The 12,393-nt window shown below is 45.1% G+C and carries 12 protein-coding genes; all 12 read left to right on the top strand.

The window, feature by feature from the left end:
* The first annotated feature begins 56 nt into the window (after positions 1 to 56).
* The 12 genes from BUB67_RS09710 (at position 57) to BUB67_RS09660 (ending at position 12,265) form a co-directional block, all read left to right on the top strand.
* Complete coding sequence (locus BUB67_RS09710) at positions 57 to 1,307, top strand: TadA family conjugal transfer-associated ATPase (protein WP_073239234.1); 1,251 nt, start codon at positions 57 to 59, stop codon at positions 1,305 to 1,307.
* A gap of 3 nt (positions 1,308 to 1,310) precedes the next feature.
* Positions 1,311 to 2,168, top strand: coding sequence for a type II secretion system F family protein (locus tag BUB67_RS09705; RefSeq protein ID WP_073239233.1), 858 nt, complete (start codon positions 1,311 to 1,313; stop codon positions 2,166 to 2,168).
* Positions 2,168 to 2,941 carry a type II secretion system F family protein gene (locus BUB67_RS09700; RefSeq protein WP_238457014.1) on the top strand — a complete coding sequence of 258 codons (774 nt, stop codon included), beginning with the start codon at positions 2,168 to 2,170 and terminating at the stop codon, positions 2,939 to 2,941. The genes BUB67_RS09705 and BUB67_RS09700 overlap by 1 nt, the downstream gene beginning before the upstream one ends.
* A 129-nt stretch (positions 2,942 to 3,070) precedes the next feature.
* Complete coding sequence (locus BUB67_RS09695) at positions 3,071 to 3,250, top strand: hypothetical protein (protein ID WP_073239231.1); 180 nt, start codon at positions 3,071 to 3,073, stop codon at positions 3,248 to 3,250.
* Positions 3,251 to 3,268: 18 nt separating this feature from the next.
* The gene (locus tag BUB67_RS16430) at positions 3,269 to 3,439 is read left to right on the top strand and encodes a Flp family type IVb pilin (RefSeq protein WP_159431828.1); all 171 of its coding nucleotides are present in this window, start codon (positions 3,269 to 3,271) and stop codon (positions 3,437 to 3,439) included.
* A 4-nt stretch (positions 3,440 to 3,443) separates the two neighbouring features.
* Positions 3,444 to 3,917 (top strand): TadE/TadG family type IV pilus assembly protein, encoded by a 474-nt coding sequence (locus BUB67_RS09690; RefSeq protein ID WP_073239230.1) that lies wholly within the window; start codon positions 3,444 to 3,446, stop codon positions 3,915 to 3,917.
* Positions 3,901 to 4,434, top strand: coding sequence for a TadE/TadG family type IV pilus assembly protein (locus BUB67_RS09685; protein ID WP_073239229.1), 534 nt, complete (start codon positions 3,901 to 3,903; stop codon positions 4,432 to 4,434). The genes BUB67_RS09690 and BUB67_RS09685 overlap by 17 nt, the downstream gene beginning before the upstream one ends.
* Before the next feature lie 86 nt (positions 4,435 to 4,520).
* On the top strand, positions 4,521 to 5,495 hold the full coding sequence (locus BUB67_RS16000; protein WP_084127696.1) for a stalk domain-containing protein: 975 nt from the start codon (positions 4,521 to 4,523) through the stop codon (positions 5,493 to 5,495).
* Positions 5,496 to 5,606: 111 nt separating this feature from the next.
* The gene (locus tag BUB67_RS09675; protein ID WP_073239228.1) at positions 5,607 to 9,275 is read left to right on the top strand and encodes a PKD domain-containing protein; all 3,669 of its coding nucleotides are present in this window, start codon (positions 5,607 to 5,609) and stop codon (positions 9,273 to 9,275) included.
* Between the two features lie 62 nt (positions 9,276 to 9,337).
* On the top strand, positions 9,338 to 10,627 hold the full coding sequence (locus BUB67_RS09670) for a hypothetical protein (protein ID WP_073239227.1): 1,290 nt from the start codon (positions 9,338 to 9,340) through the stop codon (positions 10,625 to 10,627).
* 73 nt (positions 10,628 to 10,700) lie between these two features.
* Complete coding sequence (locus BUB67_RS09665) at positions 10,701 to 11,282, top strand: HD-GYP domain-containing protein (RefSeq protein WP_238457012.1); 582 nt, start codon at positions 10,701 to 10,703, stop codon at positions 11,280 to 11,282.
* A complete protein-coding gene (locus tag BUB67_RS09660) occupies positions 11,273 to 12,265 on the top strand; it encodes a ParM/StbA family protein (RefSeq protein WP_073239226.1) in 993 nt (330 codons plus the stop codon). The genes BUB67_RS09665 and BUB67_RS09660 overlap by 10 nt, the downstream gene beginning before the upstream one ends.
* Positions 12,266 to 12,393: the final 128 nt, after the last annotated feature.

Below are 12,393 nucleotides of genomic sequence, written 5' to 3'. Positions count from 1 at the left end.
GGCTTTATGCCATCTGCTGTTCTAAATTAATCAAATCAAAAAGGAGTGAAGAATAAATGCAGTTAACATTAAGAAATGTTTTGGACTCTGCCCGCAATATTTTAGTTGCGGAACACGGAGCCGTTTTAATGGACGGCACCAAAGACATGACAGACATCATAAACAAAGTGGTTGACAGTATTACAGGCGGCAGGGAAGTGGAGGGACAGTCGCCGGAGGAAGTGCGGGAGTATGTCAAAGCACGCATCATTGGCCTAGGCCCTGCCGATGTTCTGTTAAAAGACCCGGAAGTATCAGAAATTATGATAAACGGCCCCAAAGACATTTTTATTGAAAGAAATGGGGTTATTGAAAAAGCCCAGGGGGTTGAGTTTGAGAACGAGCAGGAAGTGATGGACGTATTAGACAGAATTGTGAGGCGGTGCGGCAGGAAGATAAACTACTCCGACCCCACGGTGGATGCCAGATTAGGTGAAATGAGGGTAAACGCTGTCATAAAACCATGTGCCTCTGTACCATATATCACCATCCGGCGGTTTGTCAAAAAGGTATTCAGCACAGAAGATTTTCTTAAAACCGGGTACTTTACCGAAGAAATTGCTGAATTTTTAAGGTACTGCGTAATCGGCAAAGCCAACATCCTAGTGGCCGGGGCCACCGGCTGCGGCAAAACCACCTTTATGCGGTGGCTGTGCGAACACATTCCAGAAAACGAAAGGTTAATCACCATTGAGGACACTAAGGAGTTAAACCTTATCAGGGAGCACTTAGTAAGCCTGGAAACCAATGAAAAAGCAGATGCCGCCAAACTTATTATAAACACCCTGCGGATGCGTCCGGACAGAATCCTGTTAGGTGAGATTCGGGGCGCCGAAGCCCTTGAACTATTAAACGCTATGGGTACAGGCCACGAGGGAAGTATTTCATCAATTCACACCAACCTGGGTAATCTTTCTGCCATCCAGCGTTTTGTTAGGGCAGCAGCCCGGGCAGGAACAGTCTCCCCGGAAGAAATACAAGCCATGATCAGTGAAATATTGAACCTTATTATTTTCTTAAAACGCTTCCCCGATGGTACCAGGAGGTTAGTAAGCATTAGCCAGGTACTTTCCAACGACGGTAGGCCGGCTTTCCGGGATATTTATAAATACTCTCCCGGCCGGGGTCACCGTTTTATCCAACCTATTTCTGAAGAATTGCTGGAAATCCTGTCCCAAAACTTTATGGAAGAACTACCTAAACTGCCCGCCTTTACCGGCAGGGAAATTCCTGCAGAATGTACGCAATACTTTGTGAAGGGGGCATAAATTTTGACAGATCTGCTGTCGCTCAGCTTCCTGGCCGGTTTAGCGGTTTTTGGGATAATCATAGCTTTAAAATATGATACTGCCGAAAAACCAAAAAAATATATTTTAACTCCAAAAAAACCAAAACCAGGTAGCGTTGAATACCTTTTAAGCGTTTTAAACATAAACCGGTCTGAATATTACCTCGGGACCGGGATGCTGGCCGCCGCTGGTGCCGGACTTGGTATTGTTTTAAAAAATCCCCTGGCTTCTGTTATGCTGGCGCTATTTGCGGTCATTTACCGCAAGAAAAAACTGCACGAGAAATTTATGCAGCGCAAGGCCATGATTGATACCCAGGTGGATACAGCCCTGCAGATGATCGCTTCCTTGCATGAAACCACCGGCGACCTTATCTACAGCGTAGAGGGGGCGGCGCAGACCACAGCTTCACCCATGAGGGACGAGTTGATAAAAACCGTTATGGAGTATCGAGCCGGTAAAAGCTTGTTGGAAGCATTAAAAGGACTGGCAGACCGTACCGAAAACCGGGACTTGGAGGTTTTTGTGCGGGCTGTGACCATTTCCGAAGAATACGGCACCAACACTTCCGAAGTGATTATAGATACTTCAAAGGTTATCAGCGACCGCATCATTTTAAGGGAAGAAATTAAGAATGAATTAAGGGGGCAAAAACTCACCACTACCATTTTCCTGATATTCCTGCCCCTGACGGCTGCCGGTGTCATTGGTTTTTACGATGAAGCCAGACATATTTTGACCAATACCTTTATGGGTAAAGTTGTGCTGGACGTGGTCATTCTTCTAAACTTTATTGCCTGGTATTTCTCTGGGGCGCAAAGGCTGGTGGATGAACTTTGATGGTTGAATTGATTTTACCATCTGTTCTTTTGGGGTTATCCGTCAGTGGAATATTAATTTCCCTCCGTATAGAGGATGTTATCACAGCCCTGGGCCGGGCGGACAGTCTTTATAATCGTTTCAAGTCCGGTGCCAAAAGTATGGGCATTGAGCTTAATGCTGAATTTATTTTGGGACTTCGTATGGTAGCGGTGGTTTTGGTGGTGCTGTTGGGTATTGTAATTGGTTCCACCTTGAACTGGTTTACAACCTTTAGCTTTACGGCGGCTGCCATCGGTATTTATTACTCTCCAATGGCCTGGCTTAATGCACGGGAAAAAGAACGGTTAAAGGATCTCAGCAAAGAATTTCCCTTGATGGTTTCTTTGCTGCGTGTTTATTCCCGGGCTGGCGGTATTTACAAAGCGTTAAAAATAGTAAAGGATGCCGTACAGGGGGAATTAAGGCGGCAGTTAGATATATTGGTGCTGGAGTTGGAAATTTATCCCCTGCAGGAAGCCCTAGACAGGCTTTCCGATCGTTGCAAATATCCGCCTTTAACTAACCTGGTAAGTGTGCTGTTAATGGGCATTAATAACGGCAATGACATAGACGAAATCCTTGATAAGTTTGCCAAAGGAGCTTATCGGGTAAGGGTGGATGAAATTAAAAGAAAAATTAAGGCCCAACCCATTATCCAAACCCTTATGCCAGCCATATTAATGTTCGCTCTACTTTTAATCATCGTATATCCCATGTTCTCCAACATCATAACCAGCTTGAACAAATTTTAAGGCCGGGGAAGCAGCCCCGGCTTTTTTTATTTATAGAGTTTTTAAAGGGGGTGGTTGCCAAAATCACAGTAGTTATTTTTGCATCTATTAACTTCCATATCTAAAAAAACACAAGGAGGAATTTTTATTATGAAAAACTTGGTTAACTTTATTAAAGACGAAAGAGGCGACTTCATCCAAAACGGTCTGTGGATTGTCATTGTGGTACTTCTGGTAGCAGGTGCTTCTTTAGCATTTGCGGGTAGTCTAAAGGGCAAGTTTGACGGCATTAAGGGCAGTGTAGATAACGTACAAGTGCCTCACATTTAATAAGGGGGCTGTTCTCTTGTGAGGAGCTTTAGCAATTTTTTAAAGGATGAACGGGGAGATTTTGTCCAGTATGCCTTGTATCTTATAATTGTGGTACTGGGTACAGCCCCGTTCCTGGCAGCCCTTACAGGTGCTGTCGGTGTTAAGTTCACCCAGTTTACTGACAAGGTGAACCAGATTGGCGGCTGATAGTATGAAAAAATTGCTTAAAGATACCAGGGGTTTATCTGCTGTGGAACTGCTCTGGGTAATGCCGGTGCTTTTTATGATGTTTCTTTTTATCATCGAAAGCGCCTTTATCATGTATGACTTTGCCGTAGTAAACTACTTCACCTCCACCGCCGCAGAAAAAGCGGCGATGGAGGGTAGTTTCAATGATACCATCCGGCAATCCTTGCAGAACAACTTGCGCAACTGGACATCAAACGGTAAAAAATACGGTTTTGATGTTTCCGGCACATCCGGTTACTATGCCCCCGGTGTGGTGGTCGTCTATGGTACCGACAGAACTACCCAGGTGCAGAGGGGTGATGATATTCAAGTAGGGGTTGTGTATCCGGTGCGTTTTAAAACCTTTATCGTCCGAGGCACTTTCCAGTGGGTGGTTGAGCAAACAGAGTTGACTTTAAAAGCATGGGCGGTGAGCAGCAGTGAAAAATATATTTAAAGACAACCGGGGTATGGCCTTTATCTATACCCTGCTTTGTTTCATGGTTTTCATGCTGTTCATCTCGGTGGCTGTAGACATAGGCCATGTACTGATGGCTAAAATCAAGGCCAAGCACGCTTTAAATCTGGCGCTCCGGGCCGCCGCCAATGAAATCGACCTCAACCGCCTGGCTGACCCCGTAAACCCGGTACTGTATATTAAAGAGCCGGAAGCCAGGGCAAAGTTTGATCAGATTTTGCAGAAGAACCTTAAACTTAATGCGGGGTTTAACCCGGATACGGGTTCCATTGCGAAGGACCGGGTAATAGTGGAAGCCTTTCAGGTTTTTAATACCGTGCCCAATCAGTTTACCTACGGCAGTTATACCGAAAATATAAACGATGTCTGCGTGTCGGCTGTCATTAAGGTGCCGATTAAACTATCCGGCTTTGCTAAGGTGTCGGCAGATATACCGGAGGATTTTGACCTGTATGTTCAGGCAACTGTTAAGCCGCAGTTAATACCGCAAACATAATAAAATGCTTAACAAAATTTGCTAAATAGTGTATAATTATTATATATGAATATTACGTTAAAGTTATTAATGCAAGGAGGGTTTGGATGAAGCTGTTTAAGAATATGAAAAAGATTGCTGCGGTTGGCGTTTTATCATTTGGGTTGATTTTAGGGATGTTTACAGGTCAGGCATTGGCTTGTGATAAGTGCAAAGATTTACACACTGTCGTTAAAGTTAATGATAATGGGCTAGTTTATGAAGTAGATGTTTGGGAAAACATCAAGTGGGCGGAGAGTAAGGGCTATATAAAAGAGGAAGATGTGTTTAAAGAATTTGAGAATTCACTTCGTGGTGCTGCCAGTGAAATGGCAACAGTGTATCCCAAATATGAGCTTTTGGAAATTGACGGCAAACCGTGGCAGTTGACCCCTTATGCAGAGATGCTTAAGAAAGAGTTATTTTATGCTGACAAGCAGTACACAGAACCGTCTAAATGGGTTGGTACCCCTATGGAAGAACTTTTCTTAGACCCGTCCTTGAACGGCAAGGGGAAAGAGGTTATTGCCCTGGTAGAAGCCGGTAAGACCGCCGCCGAGATAAAGGCCCTGCTGGGTAAGCCGGAGGTCAAAGAACCGCCTGTCCAAGATAATCAGGGTAAGATTGAAACCGAACCACAGGAACCTGCTGTAACTGAAGCACGGCCGGACAGCCTGGTGCTTACGGTAGGTAAAAAGGAATACAGTGAAGTGAAGGACGGCCTCAGCCGCCCGGCTCTGCTGGATACGGAACCCATTGTGTTAAACGGCGTGACCCTGGTGCCTTTACGGGGCGTAGTGGATAAACTGGGAGCAGAGATTACCTGGGACGGCGGTACGAAAATTGAGGTTGTCAAAGGGGACAAAAAGGTTAACCTAACCCTGAATTCCGATAAAGCCTTTGTCAACGATCAAGAGTACACCCTGGCAAGCCCGGCGGTGGTAAGGGGGGGCAGGACACTGATCCCCCTGCGGTTTGTTTCGGAGGGATTGGGGCTGACCGTAAACTGGGACAGCAAAACCCAGAGTATTATAATCCGTTAAGAAGAGACCTTCAGGTTTAAAAGAACCTGGAGGTCTTTCTTATTTTAGGGCGGTATTGCCGAAATAGAAAGGGGGTCGATTTTATTAGAAAAAGGAGCGTGTTAATCCGGTATGATGCCTACGGTTGATAAACCAAAACAAAAAATGCGGTTGATAATTTTCTTTTTATGTCTTTTAAATCTGGTCATCTTTCCGGGGGCGGTTTATGCATGGTCGGACCCGGGATTAGGGCCCGGTGTGGTACAGGGTACGCAGGTTACAATAACTGGTGGAAGTGATATTAAGCCAGGCACCTACAAATACAACACCCTTTACGATGTAAAGGTAAACGGCTCACAAGTGGGCAGTGCGGTGTTAATCAACCAAATCCCCAGCTACGGTGGCTATGCCTTTATACCTTCCTCGGCCTTAAGTGAAGCCGTTTCAGCATTTAAGGGCAATTACAGCCATGTCAGCGGCAACGTTAACCTATACACCATTAACCCAAACAACAACAAACGCTACTGGATACGGGAGGTAGGCTACCACAGCGGCGCAGACGTAGCTTACTCGGGGAAGGTTGTAAACATAACCCCGTCTCCCCTGCCCACGGGCAATATCTCAACACCGCCCACCATTAAGGCGGGCCAGCCGGTTAATATCAGCCTGACAGCTGCCAGCCTAACCTTGAGTGGTATAGATGTAAAGTATGACAAGTATAGACTAGACTACAAATTCAAGGTTAACGGCAGCCAGGTTGATTCGGGGACGGCCAGTAAGAGCCTGTCTAAGCAGGTAAACTACACCTTCCCGTCACCGGGTAAATACACCCTGACCCTGGAACTGACCGATGCCTTTAAGCGTGCCGCACCGCCCATTACCAAAGAAGTAGTTGTTGAGGCGGGCGGTACCGGGCCGCCGCCTGTACCACCTTCGGGCGGTAAACCACTGGCGGACTTTGATATGCCCAACATGACCACGCCCAATACCAGCGTAACCGTGACGGACAGATCCCAGGCTTATGGCGGGGCAACCATTACCACCCGCACCTGGACCATTACGCCCAGCGGCTACAGCGGCACCCCGGCAGGCACCAGTTATTCGGTGTCCTTCCCTTCGGAAGGTACTTACACAGTCAAGCTGGTTGTTAAGGATTCCAAGGGCAACACTTCTGACCCCTGCGAGAAATCAATTATAGTGCAAGGCGACTTCATTCCCCCGACTCCGCCGGACCCGCCCAACGGTCCGCCGGTAGCTAAGATGAAGTACCCGAAAACCGTTGGTATCGGCAAGCCCGCCCAAATTGAAAACCTTTCTTATGATACTGACGGCACTATTGTTGACGTAGACTGGGACATTGACCCCCAGGAAGGGCAGAGTAGCAGCAGTATTGACGACAGCGGTCTGGATGATAACGGCGGTACCGTTATCTTTAAGGAAGAGGGGGAATATAAAATCACCCTGACTGTTAAGGATGACGGCGGCGAAACAGCTTCCGTCAGCGGTACCATTGATGTTAAAAACAGTGCACCAAGGGCCCTTATATCTTGCCCCACTGATGTGATGCAGGGGGACGATGTGGTTATCAAAAACCGTTCCTATGACCCGGACGGTGAAATCAAAGAGGTTAAATGGACACTGGAAATACCTGCCGGCGGGGTGATCAAAAAATCCTCCGACAGCAGCGTGGTAACGCAATTCACCGAGGATGAAAACAGAGTATATTTTGACAAGGAGGGAACCTATAAGGTTACGATTGAAGTGACTGACGACTGGGGTAAAAAGGCCAGTACCACAGAGACCATTGTAGTAAAACCGGCCATCCCCAACGCATATTTTGAACCGGTTGGCCCTTACAAGCAAAACCGTAAACTGCAGTTTGTGGCAGGTGGTTCATCACCTTCACGGTATCCCATCATAACCAACCTGAATCAGTGGGTTATTGAACCAGTAACTTCCGGCCTTACGGCAGATGATATTAAAATCAGGCTGGAAAACCCTGATAATAAAGGGGAAAGGGTTTTATTATTTAAAAAACCCGGGCAGTACAGGGTAAAATTGAAAGTCACCAACACCGCAGGGCATACCTCGGAATGGTACGAAAAGCTTTATGACATACAGCCCGATGCCCCCCCGGTGGCTGACTTTAATGTCCAGAGTGCCTATCTCAGGAACCCGGAAGACAGAAATGTATCTGAATTACTCATCAGAGACCTGTCTTACTCCCCGGACGGTGACGTCATTAATAAACGGGTATGGAAGTACAAGTTTGACAGCGACAACGACGGCAGTTTTGACGATGAAACCTTTATTGTTTTTGATGCGGCTAACAACCCATCGCCGGTAATTCGCACCAGTCATGTGGGCAAGTACCTGGTAGAGCTGGAAGTTACCGAGGGATTCGGTGAACCTACGGGAACGCTGGATGAGTTTATCTCGCCGGAAGACTATTTGAAGGCTAACACGGATAATAAACCTCTGCAGGAGAAGAAAACTGAGGTAATAAATGTCCAGCCTGTCGTGGCCTTTGAAGCCCAAAGGAAGAAAAAGGTGGATATTGTGTTTACGGTGGGGGATGTTGATGCTGGGAAAGTATGGGGTATAGATAATAAAATTGATATTTACATCAAGTCAAAGCTACAGCAGAACGGGATATACTCCAATATCACCAAGGTCAACGTTCAAGAATTAAAAAACATAAGCAATTCAATAAATCAGATAAATTGGAATGAGGGGGCAGATCGTTTTGTTATTGATTTGCGCGACAAACCTTCTTGTATATTAAGAGTAGAATCGACAGGATTTGATTATTACTTTAAATACTCTTATCTTTATCCTAACAATTATCTCAGAGCTAATACTTATAAGAATGGGGTTTTGGTATATGCTAGTCCTTTTCGAGGATGGGCGATGGTAGCTTTAGATCCTAATAATTTGCAGGTTATTAAAGCAGTTCAGTATGATTCATACGCTCATCCATATTTAGGTGATAACTTAGCTAATGATATTGCATCGATTCCTAATGGTTGTATTATTACATTATCAATTCTTGATGCTATAGGAGGACTAACACCGTCCCTTAAAAATCAACTGCTTAATCTAAAAATGTCTAGCAACATAGTAAATAATTTACATTGGAGACGTGGACTTGCTTTTGCTGCTGTTAAAGGAGGTAACGTAATTTTTGAAAAATTTGATCCTTATGGAACCGAGCTTGTTATAGGTGAAGGTATTGTTTCTGGAGGTGCTAAAAAAGATGATTTATTTACTGCAGTAGAGTGTATTTTAAAAAATAATATTGATTTTATTGGTTTAGGTAATAATACTGCAATCTACGAAAACTTAATAAGTAAAATTGATAAAGGAGTGTTTATAAATAATAATGATATAGATAATGCGTTAAACACAGCTGGAGAATATATATTGCAGAAAATCTTAAACAAACCGGCTGGGAATAACCAGTATATACTTCTTAACGAAGAAGTTGAGTATAAAACCTACTACAACGACTACGAAAACGACCCTGAAATAGCTCAAAGATGGATATATGAACACGACCCCAACTTCTTTGAAAACAGCTTTGGGAAAGCCTCCTTTGACGGTCAGTGGATTGGCAGCCCGGTATACCGCTTTGACAAAGTTGGTAAATACCTGGTTGACTTCCAAAAGAGAGATAATCCCACACCAGATGACCGTTTTGACGAGTACCGGTTGTGGTCTTTCTCTCCGGCGGATAAACTGTCGCTCTTTGTTCACCGCAGACCTATCGGAACATTTACCTTTCAAATGACTAAACGGTAAAACGGGGGTAAGTGCAGAGATGCACTTACCCTCTAAGTTTTAAAAAGAGGAGGTAAATGTAAATGAACAAATTAAGAATTATATTCCTAGCATTAATCATGACTTTCCTGTGTACCTCAACGGCCCTGGCTGCCTGGTCAATTACTTTTAACAAAACAGCTTATGACCTGGATCATTTTAGCCAACCAAATAAAGGTATTATTCAGGAAAAGTGGTCCTGGCGTGAGGCCACAAGCCCAACATGGATAAACGGGTATCCTTCAATATTAGAGGATAATAAAGATTATCTAATTAAGTATGAAGTGCAGGATAAAGAAGGCGCTTGGTCGTTGCCGGATATAAAACTGATATCCACTCGAAACATCAACTTGCCTCCTGTGGCACTTTTCACAGTGACGCCAAATCCGGTAGTGGCTGGAAAGGCATTAACATATAACGATGCTTCCTATAGTCCTACCGGCAAACCTATTACGTCCCGTTCTTGGCGTTACCAAAACCCTGCCGGTACTTGGAGTGCAGTGTCGTCAACACCGCCGGCGTCCTTTAGTACAGTGGGCAAATATAAAATTGAGCTGATAGTAAGCGATGGAATTATGTCATCAGAACCGTACTATCAAGATGTAGAAGTTATCCCGGACAACAACCCACCGACAGTCAGCTTTACCATGACCCCGGCAACAAACTTCTACGACTTCGAACCAGTAACCTATAACGTAAGCTACAGCGACCCGGACGGCGATCCTTGCGGCGGTTATCAGTGGGCCCTGCGAAAGAACGGCGGTTCATGGATTTACCTCAGCAACCCGCCGAGTAACTACGAAGCATACGGCGCCGGTACATTTACATTGGCGTTAAGAGCCATCGACATTCCAAAATACCCGCAGCAGTCAGCAAAATGGTCACACCCATCTGCCGATCCGAATACCTGGTTTAAGCGTACCTTTACTGTACTGGAAGGCTTTGTTATGAGAGGGGATATTATCCCGGCGCCAGCAGAACGGGGCCGTAAAATAAGAATTTTTGCTCGGGCTGTAAGGCCGAGCGATTTATCTACACGGGTAGACATCGACAGTGCAACAGCAACAATCATAGATACCAGTACAGGCAAAGCCCCGGCCGGGTTTGTTCCGACCACTATCAACTTAAAATATGACGCAGCGAGAAAAGATTGGTATGGAGATTATCTCATTCCAAGCCACATTACCCAAAAAGGTAAATGGCCTGATAACGGCACCTATGAAGTAATTGTAACAGGCAGAAAAGCCGTAACGGTTAAAAGTTGTAATGTTCCCTTTACAATAAAAGGAAATATCTTAGACCGATTGATTAACGTAACTAAAAAAATGCAGTGAACTTCTGAAGCCCCACCAATACGGTGGGGTTTTTTTATAGGCACCAAAATTAAAAGCAAAGGCGGTGTTACCTTTGAAAGATTTATATTGGGCCGAGGAAAAAATGAAGCCAATACCTGTACTACTCCAGCACTCATTTCAAATGATGGAGCTGGCAGTAAAAACAGCTGTTGCCATGTCCTTTGACAGAAAAACGGTAACAAGCATTGGTACAGCGGCATTTTTGCACGATTTGGGTAAAACCACCTGGCCGGAAGAACTTTTCTGGAGAACACCCATCCTGCCGCATGAATGGAATATTATCAAGACCCATCCCCTACAGAGTGAGAAAATTATTCTTGAAAATTGGCCGGACGTGCCCCGGGATATCCTGCGCCTGGTATGTCAGCACCACGAAAGGCCCGGCGGCCGGGGTTATCCACACGGCATATATGACCCGCCCCTGGATGTGCTGGTACTGGCAGCCTGCGATGTGTACACCGCAATGGTGGCAAAAAGGGACTACCGCACTGCGAAAGCCTTCACCCCGGAGGTTGCCCTGGCGGAAATAGCCAGGTTTGCGCCGGAACAGGTGGTGGATGCGTTGGCGAGGGTGGCGCAGATCAGCAAACCAGAGGGAGAAAAGTTAAAAGGAGTGAAAATTTTATGCAAATAGCTATCGATCTTGGTTTTGGCTACACAAAGGCCGTATCATCCGATAACAGAGTCATATTTCCATCTGCAGTAGCGCCGTCTGATGCAAACACCATCGAAGGATTTAACACCATCGGGCATATTATCGAACTCAAAAAACCTGGGGAAATCAAAAAGAGAACCCTTTCATTCGGGGAAAGAGCGATCAAGGAAGGACGGGCGGTAGAACTCAGTCTGGACAATCAAAAATTCACCAAAGAGGCCAGCGCGGTGCTAGCCCTGGCTGCTGCCGGCCTGATAGGTGCAAAGGACAGCGTGGATCTGGCTGTAGGCCTACCGATCAACACATATAAAAATAAACAGTACAGGGAAGACGTGATTAAAACACTAAAATCTATCAATGCATACGTCAGTATTGACGGCGGGCCGGAGAGATACATTACCTTTTCCAATGTATTTTGCTTTGCCCAGGGCGTTGGTGCTGTTTATGCCCTTGACAACATACCCAAGAACGGACTAATCGGCCTGATTGATATAGGATTCTTTACTACCGATATGGTGCTGTTTGAATGCAATGATGGGGTGATTACTCCCCTGCCTACTTATTTCCGGTCAGTTAATCAGGGAGTATCACGGGCACTGCAGTTGTTTCTCGATAACTTTACAAGACAAACAGGGGCATCGCTTACCCTGATCAATGCCATGAACGTATGGAAACGAAAAGAAGTAAGGTATAACGGCCAAGAAATTAATATCGAAGATATGGTCAGGGACGCCAAAAACTATGCCGCAAGGACTATAACATCATCAATTAGAGAAATATGGACAGAACATATCGGAATGATTGACCAGATACTAATGGCCGGCGGCGGGGCAATAGAACTGGGTGATGCTATTAAAAATATGCTGCCCCAGGTTCAACAAATTAATGATCCCCAGTTTGCCAATGCTGTTGGTTTTTACAAAATGGCACAAATTGCCATGAATAAAACAAAAACAGCGTGATACCGCTTTAACCCAGAAGAATCAAGGGCTGAGAGGTTAAAAAATGATAAATTGTAACATCCCATAAATTACCAAAGATGGGATGTTACAAAATAATAAAAAAACGGTCTTAATGCCTTGAAATGACT

Source organism: Desulforamulus putei DSM 12395 (genome assembly GCF_900129195.1).
GTDB lineage: Bacteria > Bacillota > Desulfotomaculia > Desulfotomaculales > Desulfotomaculaceae > Desulfotomaculum > Desulfotomaculum putei.
The sequence above is the reverse complement of the archived record's forward strand: the minus strand, read 5'-3'. Positions and strand labels throughout refer to the sequence as shown.

Bases quoted from the DNA above. Each gene is read 5' to 3' on its own strand.
- BUB67_RS09710 (WP_073239234.1), top strand. From the start codon at position 57: ATGCAGTTAACATTAAGAAATGTTTTGGACTCTGCCCGCAATATTTTA.
- BUB67_RS09700 (WP_238457014.1), top strand. From the start codon at position 2,168: ATGGTTGAATTGATTTTACCATCTGTTCTTTTGGGGTTATCCGTCAGT.
- BUB67_RS09695 (WP_073239231.1), top strand. From the start codon at position 3,071: ATGAAAAACTTGGTTAACTTTATTAAAGACGAAAGAGGCGACTTCATC.
- BUB67_RS09690 (WP_073239230.1), top strand. From the start codon at position 3,444: ATGAAAAAATTGCTTAAAGATACCAGGGGTTTATCTGCTGTGGAACTG.
- BUB67_RS16000 (WP_084127696.1), top strand. From the start codon at position 4,521: ATGAAGCTGTTTAAGAATATGAAAAAGATTGCTGCGGTTGGCGTTTTA.
- BUB67_RS09675 (WP_073239228.1), top strand. From the start codon at position 5,607: ATGATGCCTACGGTTGATAAACCAAAACAAAAAATGCGGTTGATAATT.
- BUB67_RS09670 (WP_073239227.1), top strand. From the start codon at position 9,338: ATGAACAAATTAAGAATTATATTCCTAGCATTAATCATGACTTTCCTG.
- BUB67_RS09660 (WP_073239226.1), top strand. From the start codon at position 11,273: ATGCAAATAGCTATCGATCTTGGTTTTGGCTACACAAAGGCCGTATCA.